The organism is Paenibacillus sp. FSL K6-2441 (assembly GCF_037964765.1).
Taxonomy (GTDB): Bacteria; Bacillota; Bacilli; order Paenibacillales; family Paenibacillaceae; genus Fontibacillus; species Fontibacillus phoenicis.
On sequence record NZ_CP150174.1, the window covers coordinates 2894106 to 2908587 of the forward strand.

12 protein-coding genes and 1 other annotated feature are annotated in these 14482 nt (G+C 47.5%); of the genes, 3 read left to right on the forward strand and 9 right to left on the reverse strand.

From position 1 onward, the window contains the following. Positions 1 to 316: 316 nt before the first annotated feature. On the forward strand, positions 317 to 916 hold the full coding sequence (gene rpsD, locus NSQ80_RS13310) for a 30S ribosomal protein S4 (RefSeq protein ID WP_009225221.1): 600 nt from the start codon (positions 317 to 319) through the stop codon (positions 914 to 916). Positions 917 to 1356: 440 nt separating this feature from the next. Here the strand turns inward: rpsD and tyrS are convergent, their stop codons facing one another. Continuing rightward, complete coding sequence (gene tyrS, locus NSQ80_RS13315; RefSeq protein ID WP_009225220.1) at positions 1357 to 2610, reverse strand: tyrosine--tRNA ligase; 1254 nt, start codon at positions 2608 to 2610, stop codon at positions 1357 to 1359. A gap of 69 nt (positions 2611 to 2679) precedes the next feature. Further along, positions 2680 to 2948 (reverse strand) — a binding site (T-box leader). Between the two features lie 171 nt (positions 2949 to 3119). Here tyrS and NSQ80_RS13320 point away from each other — a divergent pair. Next, positions 3120 to 6239 carry a transglycosylase domain-containing protein gene (locus NSQ80_RS13320; protein ID WP_339299385.1) on the forward strand — a complete coding sequence of 1040 codons (3120 nt, stop codon included), beginning with the start codon at positions 3120 to 3122 and terminating at the stop codon, positions 6237 to 6239. Positions 6240 to 6651: 412 nt separating this feature from the next. On the opposite strand, the gene NSQ80_RS13325 is transcribed toward NSQ80_RS13320, so the two are convergent. From NSQ80_RS13325 to NSQ80_RS13360, 8 genes are all read right to left on the reverse strand, one after another. Then, the gene (locus NSQ80_RS13325) at positions 6652 to 7209 is read right to left on the reverse strand and encodes an NADAR family protein (RefSeq protein WP_339299387.1); all 558 of its coding nucleotides are present in this window, start codon (positions 7207 to 7209) and stop codon (positions 6652 to 6654) included. A gap of 589 nt (positions 7210 to 7798) precedes the next feature. After that, complete coding sequence (locus NSQ80_RS13330; RefSeq protein ID WP_127576415.1) at positions 7799 to 8515, reverse strand: hypothetical protein; 717 nt, start codon at positions 8513 to 8515, stop codon at positions 7799 to 7801. A gap of 1056 nt (positions 8516 to 9571) precedes the next feature. Next, positions 9572 to 9961 (reverse strand): DUF5071 domain-containing protein, encoded by a 390-nt coding sequence (locus NSQ80_RS13335; protein ID WP_028539437.1) that lies wholly within the window; start codon positions 9959 to 9961, stop codon positions 9572 to 9574. A 41-nt stretch (positions 9962 to 10002) separates the two neighbouring features. Then, on the reverse strand, positions 10003 to 10701 hold the full coding sequence (locus tag NSQ80_RS13340; protein WP_339299393.1) for a hypothetical protein: 699 nt from the start codon (positions 10699 to 10701) through the stop codon (positions 10003 to 10005). Between the two features lie 40 nt (positions 10702 to 10741). Then, complete coding sequence (locus NSQ80_RS13345) at positions 10742 to 12361, reverse strand: recombinase family protein (RefSeq protein WP_339299395.1); 1620 nt, start codon at positions 12359 to 12361, stop codon at positions 10742 to 10744. Positions 12362 to 12477: 116 nt separating this feature from the next. Further along, the gene (locus tag NSQ80_RS13350; protein ID WP_131017587.1) at positions 12478 to 12666 is read right to left on the reverse strand and encodes a hypothetical protein; all 189 of its coding nucleotides are present in this window, start codon (positions 12664 to 12666) and stop codon (positions 12478 to 12480) included. A gap of 37 nt (positions 12667 to 12703) precedes the next feature. After that, positions 12704 to 13111: a DUF6075 family protein gene (locus NSQ80_RS13355; RefSeq protein WP_339299401.1), complete on the reverse strand. Its 408-nt coding sequence runs from the start codon at positions 13109 to 13111 to the stop codon at positions 12704 to 12706. Between the two features lie 179 nt (positions 13112 to 13290). After that, positions 13291 to 13422 carry a hypothetical protein gene (locus tag NSQ80_RS13360; RefSeq protein WP_339299403.1) on the reverse strand — a complete coding sequence of 44 codons (132 nt, stop codon included), beginning with the start codon at positions 13420 to 13422 and terminating at the stop codon, positions 13291 to 13293. A gap of 164 nt (positions 13423 to 13586) precedes the next feature. On the opposite strand from NSQ80_RS13360, the gene NSQ80_RS13365 reads away from it, so the two are divergent. Further along, on the forward strand, positions 13587 to 13799 hold the full coding sequence (locus NSQ80_RS13365) for a helix-turn-helix transcriptional regulator (protein ID WP_339299405.1): 213 nt from the start codon (positions 13587 to 13589) through the stop codon (positions 13797 to 13799). The last annotated feature ends 683 nt before the right edge of the window (positions 13800 to 14482 follow it).

Consider the following 14482-nt stretch of genomic DNA (forward strand, 5'->3'; position numbering starts at 1 on the left):
GCATTATAAATCCTAAGGTTTAAGGTATTTTTTTGGGACTAAAGCCCTATCGACAAAAATCCACCCATCTCTACAAAATCACTTATTGACTTTATAACCTCAATTCATATAATATATATTGTTGATGAAGACTGGATAGAGTCTTACTTAGGGCGTAACGCATGCGAGCACCCTCTCGGTTTTTGTTGCTGACGGGACAGCGGCTGAACTTTCCTGTCAGGGAGCGTATCATTATCTATCCTTCGCTCAACCAAACAAAACCCGCGCAAGTAGAACCCTAGACGAAATTTAACTAACAAAGGAGTCTACCTATACAATGGCACGTTACACAGGTCCTAAATTTAAACTCAGCCGCCGTCTTGGCATTTCCTTGAGCGGCACTGGCAAAGATTTGAAACGTCCGTTCCCTCCGGGGCAACACGGTCCTAACCAACGCAGAAAAGTAAGTAACTACGGAGCACAATTGCTCGAGAAACAAAAACTGCGCCACATGTACGGTTTGGGTGAGAAGCAATTCCGCACCCTGTTCGAGAAAGCGCAGCACATGCCTGGTATCGCGGGCGAAACGTTTATGATCTTGCTTGAAAGCCGTTTGGACAACCTTGTTTACCGTCTGGGCTTCGCGAACTCCCGTGCTGGTGCACGTCAGCTCGTATCCCACGGTCACGTAACGGTTAACGGCAAGAAAGTAGACATCGCTTCTTACCGCGTAAACGTTGGCGACGTAATCGGCCTTCGTGAAAGAAGCCGTGGTCTCTCTTCCGTGAAGGAAGCTCTGGAGAACCGTACGCATGTTCCGGCTTACCTGGAATTCAACGACACGACTCTGGAAGGCAAATACATCCGTTTGCCAGAACGTTCCGAGCTGTCGCAAGACATCGACGAGAAGCAAATCGTCGAGTTCTACAACCGTTAAGATTCGGAAGCAAACCGACCCAAGTTGTTCTCAACTTGGGTCGGTTTTTTTGTGCCTACCTTTGGCTATTTGGTCATAATGCTGTAATCCGTACACAATTGACTTTCCACCAGTCACTTACATACGGTCACTAACGTTTGGAACAGCTCATTTTGTAAGCGATCATCTTCGATCAGGTGCAAGCGTTCAATATGCTGCTTCGGAAAAATCAATAAATGCCCCTTGGTAGCCGGATATAGATCGAAAATACACAGAACATGTATTGACTCGTGTAGAACCACAGCTTCTCGGGTTTCTAATACATTGCAAAGTATACAATCAACCATCATTAGACCCTTTCTCTGACTAAAAGAGGAACAGTAAGTTCTGTTCCTCTTTTAGCTGATTATGCATGATTATATGCAAAAATTGGCGAGGGATCTTTATATAGTCCATTCCTCTTATTTTACCGACAACTTGGCAAATTTGCGTTTACCGACCTGGATGATCTCTCCGCCCGCCAGCTCTACTTCCGCATTCGGGTCGCTGATCTTCTCTTCGTTCAGCTTAACCGCACCCTGCTGGATGCTGCGTCTTGCCTCCCCATTTGATGCGGCGAACCCTAGCAACGTCAGCAACTTGATCAGACGGATTTTCCCATTGTCCAGCTCAGCGGCAGGAATTTCTTTCTCCTCGATATCCTCCGGCAGCGCACGTTGCTGGAACACCGTTACGAAATGCTCCTGCGCTGCATCGGCAGCTTCTTGACCATGGTACATCCGGACGAGCGTATGGGCCAGTTTCATCTTGGCGTCGCGCGGATGCACGGCTCCCGATTTGAGGCCTTCGGTGAGTTCAGCCAATTCTTCGAGGGACAGGTCAGTCACCAGCTCAAAATACTTCGTCATCAGCTCGTCCGGCACAGACATCGCTTTACCGTAGATTTCGTTTGGCGCTTCATCGATGCCGATGTAGTTGCCAAGGCTTTTACTCATCTTCTGCACGCCGTCCAAGCCTTCGATGATTGGGGTCATGATCGCGACTTGCGTGTCTTTGCCATATTCTTTCTGCAAGGTCCGGCCCATGAGCAAGTTAAACTTCTGGTCCGTTCCCCCCAGCTCGATATCGCTTTCCAGCGCCACCGAATCCATGCCTTGCATCAGCGGGTAGAAAAACTCGTGGATGCTAATCGGCTGACCGCTTGTATACCTCTTCGTAAAATCGTCGCGTTCCAGCATACGTGCCACGGTCACCTTCGCGGACAGCTTCACGACGTCGGCAAACGTCATCGGTGCCAGCCATTCCGAGTTAAAGTTAACTTGCGTTTTTTCCGGGTCCAGAATTTTAAAGATTTGCTGGCGGTACGTTTCCGCATTCCGTTGTACGTCTTCTTCGGTTAATTGTTTGCGGGTTTCCGATTTGCCGGTCGGATCGCCGATCCGCCCCGTAAAGTCGCCGATGATCAGCTGCACCTGATGGCCGAGCTCCTGAAACTGCCGCAGCTTCTGCATAACCACCGTATGGCCGATATGAATGTCCGGCGCGGAAGGGTCCAGCCCCAGTTTAACTTTCAGCGGCTTGCCGGTCACAACCGACTGGATCACTTTTTGCTTCAGCTCATCCTCCGGCACGATCTCCACAACACCGCGGGAAATCACCTGAAGTTGGCGTTCCACCTCGGCTTGCTGGGCCGCGCTTAATTCTTCCCATTTCATTGCTCTTCTTTCCCTCCATATTCGTTAGTCCTGCTTAGAAAACGGAACGCAAAAAAGCTCCTTCTCATCCCAAGGGACGAGAAGGAGCACTCGCGTTACCACCCTAATTAAAACCGTTTGCGGATCCTGCGGCGGATTGCCAGACGAACCGATGACGGTTTTCACTTCATTCACATAACGGGATTTCCCGGTACCGGACTACTGGCGCATTCTACGCGCGTTCCCCCGGACGGCTCCAGACGGTAATTCAAAAGGGATCCGCCCATTCGGTTCGCAGCAACCACCGATTCTCTGAGCGACGGGATTCCGCCTTCTACTGAGTCTTTCTAAGCCTTTGACGATTTGCAATTTAAAATATTATATAACACAGATGCATTCCCAAAGTCAAATCTACGAAAGCTAGGTCATGAGCAGGAACTAGGCTCCATCACACGCCAAAATACGCTGAAAAAACATCCAAATCCCCTTTTTTATGCTATAATGTTGCTGTTTATAAAGGAGGATCATGCATGGATCATGAGAACGACAAGAACTCCGGCAAGCTGCGGCGCAATAACCGGAGCGAAAAAAACTCAAAACCCGCCCGGAAGCGCAAAAAAGGCAGATTAGCCTGGGCGATTGTGGGTTGGCTCGTTCTGTTTGGATTTGCCGGCGTTCTGTTTGCCGGTGGAGCCGTATTCGGATACGTATCCTCCATCGTTAAGGACGATCCGGTACGGTCGCGTGCCGACATTCAAGCAAAAATCAATCATAATGAAATGACAGGTTTCGCCTATTTCCGTGACGGCCAGCCGATTGGCCAGCTTCGCTCGGAAGAGGATCGCCGTCCTGTCACCTATAAGGAAATCCCGCAAATCGTGCTCGATGCTGTGATCGCCATCGAAGACAACCACTTTGAGGAACACATCGGGATCGACTTTAAAGGGACGTTGCGAGCGGTTAAGCAGCGGGTGCTTAAAGAGGACGTGCAGACCGGCGGCAGTACGCTGACCCAGCAGCTGGCGCGACGCGTGTTCCTGAACCTGGATAAGACCGAAGACCGGAAGGTTAAGGAAATGCTGCTGGCACTTCGGCTGGAGCGTTTTTTATCCAAGGAAGAAATCATTACGGCTTATTTGAATAAGGTTCCCTTCGGCAACGGTTCGAATGGGTACCAGGTTTACGGCATCAAAGCCGCAGCCAAAGGTCTCTTTAACGTCAGCAATCTGTCGGATTTGAATATCGCGCAAGCGGCCTATTTGGCTGGTCTGCCTCAGCTTCCCTCCACCTATTCCGCTTTTAACGGGAAAGGGGAATTTAACGAGGAGGCATTCGGGCGGGCGGTCAAACGCCAGCAGCTGGTGCTGCAGCGCATGCTTGAGGAGAACAAAATTACGCAAGCGCAATATGAAGAAGCGATGGCTTTCGATATTAAAGGATCGCTGGCCAAGCCAACGAAGAAGGCTTATGACACCTACCCGTATCTGATGCTGGAGACGGAACGGCAAGGCGCGATCGTCCTTGCGATGCTCAACAATCCGGAGATGACCAAAGAGGAGGTTGCCGCCAACTCGGCCATCCTCGAGGAAGCTCGGCAGGAGCTGCTGACCGGGGGATACCGGGTGTACACGACCATCGACAAGAAGGTCTACAACGCCATGCACAAGGTATCGGAGAACGCGGACAATTTCTCTCCGTACAGTGAGAAGAAGGGCCTGGAGCAGGTCGCCTCGATGATGATCGACAACAAGACCGGCGCGATCCTCGGCATGATCGAAGGGCGCGACTTCTACACGGAGCAAATGAACTATGCGACGCAAATGAAACGGCAGCCGGGTTCTACGATGAAGCCTATCGCCGCTTATTTGCCGGCCCTCGAAGCCGGGTTAGTTCAGCCTGCCTCGATCATTGATGATTCGCCGATTATTTTGAAGGACTACCAAAAAGGCTTCCACATTCCTGTAAACTCCAGCGGCGGCTATAAAGGGCTTGTGACCGCGCGGACAGCTTTGAATGAGTCGCGGAATATCCCCGCGCTTAAGGTGTTTAACAATATCGTTGGCATCGACAAAGCTTGGGACTTTACCAAGAAGCTGGGCATCACTACGTTGGAAGATGAAGACTACAACGCGCAAACCGGCGTGCTTGGCGGCTTGAAATACGGTGTCACCGTTGAAGAACTGACCAATGCGTACAGTGCCATCGCTAACGGAGGGCAGTTTACCGACGCTTATATGATCGAGAAGATTACCGATGCGAAAGGTAACATCGTCTACAAGCATGAGGTTAAGCCGCAGCGGGTCTTCTCCGAGCAAACGGCTTACCTGATGACCGATATGCTTCGCACCGTCATTACGGACGGCACCGGTAAATCGATCAAAAGCGACTTCAAGAAATATGGCAAAATCCCGGTTGTCGGCAAGACCGGAACAACGCAAAACTACGCCGACGTCTGGTTTATGGGTTACTCGCCGGACGTCACACTGGGAGTATGGATCGGGTATCGCGAACCGGTGAACACGTTGTCGGAAGCCGGTAAATCCCGGGCGCGCAAAATTTGGGCGCTCGTTATGAACGAAGTCACCGAGAGCAGACCGGAATTGTTTGCGGCCAAAGCGTTCACGAAACCGGACGGTATCGTAACGAAAACAGTATCCGGCTATAGCGGGAAGTTGCCAACGCAGTTAACACAACAGGCCGGGAAGCTGGTTACGGATATTTTTAATGCTAAATACGTACCAACCGAACCGGACGACGTGCTGATTCGAGCTAAGTACGTGACGTACGAAGGCATCAACTACGTGCCGCTCGAAACGACGCCTTCGGATATGCTGCGTGAGAAGGTTGTGGTGAAGCGCGAAACGCCGATCGAAGTGCTCAAGGAACAGCTGGAGCAGGCGTTCGCCGGAATGTCCGGCAGCCACAAACCGCTGAGCTTCTATCTGCCGAAGGATGCCGGGGAAGATGCGCCTTACAAACCAGATCCTCGCGTCGATGACGGTCAGGCGCCTGCGCCTCCGGCGAATGTCGCCTTGTCTGCAGGCAGCGGAGCAGCTACGATTACGTTTAGCGAAAATACGGAAAAAGACGTGGTCGGCTACCGGTTGTACCGTGCAGACGACGGCGTGACGTTCCAGTATACCGGGAAAGCAGCGCTGGTTGGAGATCCGGCGGTCATTACAGACGATCGATCCGTTGGCTTCACCACCGCGTACTACGTCACGGCCGTTGACGTGGCCGGCAAGGAATCGGCGCCAAGTGCGATCGTCAACGTCTTTGGCGGCGGCGTATTCCCGGGCGGCGGCTCGACGCCGGATACGCAAAACGAGACGCCGGGCGGTAACGACGGCGGCATCATCGGCGACAATGGCAACAACGGTCCGCTTCCTGCATCACCAGCTAACGTGAGCGTGAAGAAGGACGACCGCGGATTCACGGTGAGCTGGGACGCGAACGGTGCTCTCGACCTGGTGACGAGCTACAACGTCTACGTGTCCGATGCCCAAGGCGGCACCTACACGAAGGTCGCTTCCACCTCGGACCCGCACTTCTCGTTCAAGACCGACTCCAGCTCCGTCTGGATCCAGGTCACCGCCGTCAACGTGCTGGGCGAATCCCCGCCGTCGGCGCCGGTGCAGTATAGTAAGTAATGCAAAAGCAGCAGGTGTGGGCCTGCTGCTTTTTTGGTGCTGCTTTTTTATTCTGCTCTTTCTTGTGTGATCTTGTGCTCGTGGGTGCTCCTATTTCATCGAACCGTGAAACGATGTTTCCTTAAGGCTGTCCGTATAAATATATATGATTTTTCGAACATAATTCGCTGCAAACTACCCATTTGGCGGAAATATATTCGATTTTTCACATAAAATCTCAAAGTTCGGGCTTCAAGGGAGCGATTATATATGAAATTTCATATAGAATGGGCCAAATCCGCCATATTTGAGCGAATATATTCGATTTTTCATATATAATTCCGTTTCGGCGAAATACTCACACCCCCATTCCACACGACAAATTGGGATAATAACAATCCTTTATTATTTGTGGGAAACAAGGGAACACCTCCTAGACTTCTCGCTCTTCCCAACCTAATGGAGGAATAAAGTAAGCATCGTACTGCTCTTTCGCCAAGTCCGTTAACTTCTCCTTCCACTGCCAGTACTCATCCAGATAACTTTCCCCCTTCCCCATTCGCCAAAATAAGCTGGTTGGATCCTCTTCCGGAAAAGCCACCCAAGGAGGTAATATAAACAATGCTTCTTCTGAGCCGGATAATTTTTCGCGAGTTTCCATCAGGTTTTTGCCGAGCCAATTTGCCCCAGACTCATCGCCGTTGTCACCCCAAAAGCGGTCATTCCTCGTATGTTCAATTAGCAAGCAATCTCCCGTAGATACTAGCAATCCCCTCAGTTCAGGATGCTGTTGGAATTTCGCCTCCACTGCTTGTCGCATGATTTCCAACTTCACTTGCTCCCAATCACTTAGAAGCGGCCGGGATCGATCTCTCCCCATCTGTGCAGCTTGAAAAGGGGTTTCCGCTTGTCTAATCGCTTCCTCATGTTCACTCCCCGCAAACTTCTGTGCCTGAAAAATAATGCTCCGACGTTGGCCAGACCTTATCATTTATCTCAATTGGATAAAGAGCAAAGTTGGTAAATTGTCCATAGGGACGATTTGTTTCGTAAAATCGGATCACTTTCTGATCCGCACGGACTTTCAACAACTCATTTCGGATGGACTCCGCCTTTTTTAACATTTCCTGTGCAATCCTTTGGATGTCATCCCTGTCTTCACCTCATCTCTCCGGCAAAGAATGTACTGGGGTGAATATCGATGGTTGTCAGCCTTCGTGCCCCTATTCTGATTCAATTTTCCAATTGAACATATCTTTAAAATCTTCGAAGCAGCTTGGACAAACCCAATAGTATTTGTCTTCCGTTGCGTAACCTTTATCACATTCCTCAGGGAATTTTTTCCAACAAAACTCACAATGGTCATGATCCCATGATTGATTCATAAGTAGGTAATTTTGAAATACCATCTTCTTACCCAATAAGTACTTTGCTTGGTTTCTTAAGCGCCAATCGTTCTGATGGCTCACTATGATCATCACTTTCCTCATGTATAGGTGAATATTTGCATCACCCACTTTGGATAATTCTCCGTATCAAGGCTTACCATGAAAAAGTGTCTTAGCTATTTTATGAAATCTTTAATGATTACCCTCTACTATGCTCTTAAAAATTTTCGGCGGAATCGTATAATCCAGATTAATGGTATGAATGCTCTTTTGATAACGGGATATAAAGCCTTCAACATAACGGAATAATTCCTCAAAATAGCCCTCCACACTTGGATTGATACGGGTTTCATTCCAACTAAGGTGATACAAGCCCCAATCAAACAAACGTCTTACTTCTGTCTCAAGCTTAGTCGACACAACTTCCGTTCCTCTTCCACCTGGAACTTTTAGTTTTAGAATTATGCTATCCAATTTCATGAGCATTCTAATAAGCTCTAGTGCATCCTCGGCGTACACATATACATTTTGTATTAAGGCATCGGGCCATTTCGTCATCAGATCTGCTCTCACATTTGGAGGAAGGTTTAAATAATATTCCTGATTTTTATTCCAATACACCTTTCTAATAACAAGAGGTGACTCCTTCCCGCTCTCATCAAGAAAGTTACGGTATTCGGAAAAAAACGACCATGAAATGATACTGTCTGCGGTCCATACTCTGCATCTTAACACCTGTTCCAAGGTTTTCTCTTCAGATAATTCATTCTCTTTACAGTACATAAAGATAGGTTCTTCCGTTAAATAATGCACCATAGCTTCTTGTCTTAACAAAAATAGCGGAGTGATTTTGGAACACACTTCTTCACTATGAATGGAATTACAGCTTCCTTTCACACTTTGACTCAAATTATGACTTCCCCCTTGGAATTGATACACTTGCATTTTGTAGATGATATTATTTATGAAAAGAAAAATGAATACACTTTGCATAACACTGGTCTGTTTCTTCTCTTTTGTCTAATTACGGACAATAGTATACTTCTTCCATGTTTACTTCATCACCTCTTGTATAACTGTCATATCGTCATCGTACTGGATAAGTTCGCGATGTTGGCGCCATGAAGTTAGTAAGTAATGAAAAAGCAGCAGGTGTACTCCCGCTACTTTTTTGTGTGATCCTGAGCATTTCATAAGCCACTAAGTCCACATCATATCGATCCGCATCAACAAATTTAGTTAATAGCAAGCCTTATAGGCTTAGGTTGAACCAAGTCATTACACCACGAAAACGATGTTTCCATAAAGGCTGTCCGTGTTGATCCAAACACCAGATGTACGATTCTGGCTTTCTTTTCTTGACTTCAGTATACAGATATACCTGATTTCTTTGATCCAATATCGGATTAAATCAACAACTCATTTCGGATGGACTCCGCCTTTTTTAACATTTCCTGTGCAATTCTTTGGATGTCGTCCATGTCTTTACCTCATCACTCTGATTAGCAAAGTACTTAGGAAGTGCGTGATGACAGCTACAGTAGGTAATTAGTACAAGAGCAGCAGGTTATGTCCCTGCTGCTCTTTCCCAGGGTGCTTTGAGAATATCGATGGTTGTCCGTTGTCGTGCCCCTATTCTGATTTAACTTTCCAATTGAACATATCTTTAAAATCTTCGAAGCAGCTTGGACAAACCCAATAGTATTTGTCTTCCGTTGCGTAACCTCTATCACATTCCTCGGGGAATTTTTCCAACAGAACTCACAATGGTTATGATCCCATGATTGATTCATAAAAAGGTAATTTTGAAATAACATCTTCTTACCCAATAAGTACTTTGTTTGGTTTCTTAAGCGCCAATCGTTTGGTTCAATCATTGTGATCACGTTCCGTTTCATTTGTTACCACAGATCCAACGGATTAAGTTCTCATCAGCCAATTCTGGATTGTTAAGGCCAACTGTGGTCATTTTGATTGTGCGAGTAATTCCTTGGCAATTTCGGGTATGTCGTATTCAATGAGATCTTTATTTTTTAGTTGAGCGAGCCTGTAAAGTTCCTCTTTTAAACTAGAGATAATCCCGGTGTCAAGTTTCCTAATTAAGTGCCACAAAATATTTTGTATCCAGTCGTAATCATTAGATTCTAATATGTCTTTTAATGATGGAATTAAGTCTTGGCCTAGTGGAATTAACAATTCATCAATAATTAAGGGGGCTACAGGCCAGTTTATATCCTTAGTCCATTCTAATATTTCCGGTAAAATCAACTTTAGTTCAGCCTTAGATAAAGTTTTTAGTAATTTAATCGAATCGTAATCACTTTTGTCTTTAGGTAAATAATTTGCAACATCCATTTATTAGTACATCCTCTTTCTTATAAATATTGTTTTTTTCACTACTTTAATCTTACTGAAATGCTCTGTAGTATTTTAGTTAAGTAGTAGGGTTCACTACCATTGTTTTTTACTGCGTCTCTTGAAGACATCCAAATTTGATGTTCAATTGGATCTTTAGCAAGAATCAGTATATGATTAGGGTTTTTGGGATCACTCTTTACAGTAAATACTCCTGTCTTTTTAACCAACTCTATAGAAGTAACAGTGAAACTTTTCCAATCTTTACTTGCTTGTTTAAAATAAGATAGCCCGTTTGCATCTATTACTGGCCTTGGTGTCAAGTTTACATCACCGCCATTTCCACTCCTAAAAATTAGAGAATGTTTATCATTATTAGTTTTAGTAGAAGAAGAGGTGGCTTCCAACCCTAATATAGTCGCTAATCCTGCTGCTTGGATAACCTTACTTAGTAAAGATGATGTATTACCGCTTATCGGCAATGCGACTTCATTTTTAATTATGGTAATAAAATTATTGGTTTCTTTAGAAATCGAGTTAGCATAGTTAACTGCAGCCTGCTTTTGATTGTTATAGATATTAATAATTTCCGAATACGACTTTCCTTTATTTGCATAATATAATGAATCCGGTACGTATTTGTTATTATTTGCTGGATTACTACATTGCCCTGCATGCGAATATGTTTTTCCATTCACTACTGATTCACACCAATAGCCGGTTGGATCAATATTATTCAACGGAGTAATCTATTTTTAACGAGGTAATAACCTCAGTTGTTTACGAAATTAGACCGACGAATCGGTAGTAAATATCAATGCGCTGAACACGCTTGCCGTTTATCTTCTCGGCATCATACACAACAACCTTGTCAATCAGTGCATTTAAAATCGGTTTCGTTAATTCCTTCATATCCGTGTACTCTCGTACCAGTTCCAAAAATCGAGTCGTATTTTCCTGCTTGCTCTCTGCCTGGTTAAGCTGATCATCCAGCAGCTTGAGCCGCTCCTTCAATTGAACTTGCTCTGCTGTAAAATCTCGCGACAACTCCACATACTGCTCGTCCGTGATTTTTCCTAAAGCATTATCCTCATACAGCTTTCGCTGAATCGTTTGCAGCTCGCTTTCCCGGCTGTTCAGCCTGACGCGCTCCTTCATGGCGGCTCGCCATTGCTTTTTTTGCTGGTTTTGGCTCACCGCGGCAAGCTTCTCCGCAAAGGCTCTTTCCTTCTCTTTGGCGGTCTGCGCATGTCGCTGGATGTCGGCCAATATAATCTCGTAGATGTCCACATAGCTGATGTAATGGAAGCTGCAATACGCTTTGCCGCGCGTCCGCGACTGATTACAGGCGAAGCTGCCACGTCCACCCTTACCGCCGCTGGTTTTGCTGCTGCCGCCGCGAGCAAAGGACAAGCCTTGGCCGCAGGTCGAGCATTTAAGCAAGCCCGCGAAGATTTGATGCTCGCCCTCTTTAGTCGGACGCTTCCTCACCCGAATGACCTTTTGTGCTAATGCAAAGGTTTCCTCGTCAATCAGTGGTTCATGCGTATTCCGAACCTCAATCCATTCCTCCTCGGGTACGGCGACCACTCGCTTTTTCTTGAAGGAGGGCTTGGTTGCCTTATGGCTCACCATATGCCCCAGATGCGCCTTGTTCTGGAGAATAGCCTTGACGGTCGTAGCGCCCCAATCATACGGATGCTGTGTATTGGCGACCTTCAGATAACGTTGATGCTGCTCCGCCAAATAGGCGCGAGGAGTGAGAACACGATCTGCCCGCAGCAGTCTGCCGATTTTAAAGGGACTGTGACCTTCCACCGCCAATCGGAAAATGCGTTGCACAATCGCGGCTGTATGTTCGTCGGGAATCAGCTTATGCTTGTTCTGCTCGTCCTTGCGGTAGCCGTAGGGGGCAAAGGCTCCTGTGTAATCGCCGTTTAAAGCCCGCTGGCGATAGCCGCTCTTGACCTTCCGGCTTGTGTCGCGGACGAACCATTCATTGAACAGATTCCGCAGCTCCATGAAATCGTCTTCGCCCTTGGCGGTGTCAATGTTCTCGCTGACGGCAATAAAGCGTACCTGATGCTCCGGGAAAAACACCTGAATGCACAAGCTCGTTTCTATCTGGTTGCGGCCCAAACGGCTCAAATCCTTCACCAGCACAATATCAATGCCGCCGTTTTCAATATCCCGCTTCATTCGCTGGAAGTCGGGGCGATCAAAATTGGTGCCGCTCCAGCCATCGTCCGTGTACACCTCAACTACTTCAAAGCCTTGCTCCTTCGCGTAACGCCGGAGCAAAATTCGTTGATTTTCAATGCTCATGCTTTCGCCACTCTGTTCATCGTCCCGGCTCAAACGGCAGTAAATCGCGGTTCGGGTTTGCTGTTGTTTCTTCATTCTCCGTCCTTTCCCAGCAACAAATCGGCTGATTTCAGTATACCGGATTTTGGAAGGTTGAGGTAGGGTGTCCCGCGTCTATGAGAAAAGGGAATCGCGAGGATTCCCTTCCGGATTCATCGGCTTCTGAACGCTTCTTCCTCCCACGTTCGCAAAACAAGCCGTTCAATTTTATCACCGAGCGTTTCATTGCCGATAAAGTGACATTGCACGATATACAAGCTTTTCCCCAACTGCATCTCGTGTATCGGATCGCGGTCGCGGTCTGCCTGAGCCGATGGCAAAGGAAGCTTCTCTTCGTTCATCCGCATCTCTCCCTTCCGTAAATCCCCCAAACACAGCTCACCTCGTGCGTTCAATGTGAGGCTTGATGGCGGGTGTCAGTTGGTGAGCATATTCCGGATAACGCAGCCGTATCGCTTCAAAAAAGTAGGGAGCAGCTTCGCAATCAAACAGCTCATACGGAGTTGAATATCGTTCCTCGCCCGCTTGGCTCCAGCCGTTCCAAAGATTGAACGCCAAACGACAGATACGGAGAGAACCTCCGGTTTGCCAGGAAGCAGACAGGCCTTCCGGTTTGATGCCGCCATCGGAAAAGTCGAACAATTCCTGAATATGGGCGCGGGTGTCCTTCGACAGTCCCAGCGTGTAAAACAAAGCGCGATGGTAGCTGTCGGTACAACGACGTTCGGCTAACATCCGGTAGTAAAAAGCTTCATGCCGGTCGTCACGAAAGACGGGAGACTTCATGTTCTCGCTCTCCTCTCCAAAATAAAACGGTTAGTCGGAGGGCTTCCTCAAACAAAGCCCTCTACTAACCGTTTCATTTTCGCGCCTAAATCGGACACCTCTGTGCCGATTACCTTAAAAAAAGCAGAGATCTCAGCCTTGCGTGAGCCGAGCTCCCGTTTTGACGGCTTGATACACATTCAACAGACGATTAGTTCCCTGGATTTTTCAAGCATCGTCGGGCTTGGAAGACTGTCATGCACGGCTTGCTCATTCAATTCCCGGCGAACGCTTTCGATACGCGCCAGAAGTTCTTCGACTCCTTTCACCATGATGTCCCCCTTCGCCGACCACATCGTTCTGGCTCACCCCGGCATGAGTAAAGGCGTGTATAGAAAATTCTAGTGTATAGCACACTGAAAGTAAATAGCGGATTATCCACTGAACTATACTCATCCTGAGGTGAGTGCTTGTGATCTATGAACGAATACGAAACATGCGTGAAGATAAGGATTTATCACAGGATCAGCTATGCGCGCATCTGAATTGCAAACAGCGGACGTACAGCGATTACGAACGGGGAAAGCTCGATATTCCGACAGCGCTCTTAATCGCATTAGCCGACTTCCATCAAACCAGTGTCGATTATTTGCTTGGCCGCACCGATCAAAAAACGCCTTACCCGCCCCGTGCGAAGAAACGCTCTTGACTCCGGCAGCCCTTCCTATTGTTCCCGGCGTGTATTCCTATGGCAACTTAGGACAGCGTCCTAAGTTGCAGCAAGCACTGAATTTGGTCTCCCAAATTCGCTTGTTGAGGGCTGCGCCCCCAAGCCCCCAGCGATGGGCGACGATCCTCACTATCGAATCTTAACGTATTGGATAGTTTTGAACGGAGTCAAACAGCAATGAATGAATGGAGCGATGAGTCGCGGCTAGCGAGAGGGGTATTAGGGGCTTGGCCCCTAACAAGTGAATTTGGCGGCCAGCCAAATTCAGTGCTTGCTACAATTTCGGACAGCGTCCGAAATTGCCATCCGGGCACCTGCCGGGAAAAAGAATGAGGGAAGCGTCAAGCGACGATTCTTTCGATTGTCATCCGTCATTGCGACTGGTTGACCTGAAAGCTTCCTCTGCTTTTTACGCTTCCCTCAATGAAAGGCGCAGAAAATAACACTAGAAACCGAATATTGAACCTGGCCAATGTACACAGTAGCAAAATCCTAAGAAAAATGCGACTCTTCCCGGTAGATCCGGATTAAGTGTCGCATTTTTTCGCCTACCACACCAAAAACTGTAAGTTCTTTAGTAGCATCGCGAAGGGACCAGCCGAAACGAAGATTATCGAGTGAGTCAGTCCCCAAGTACGCACAGAGACGCTTTCAAGACCACT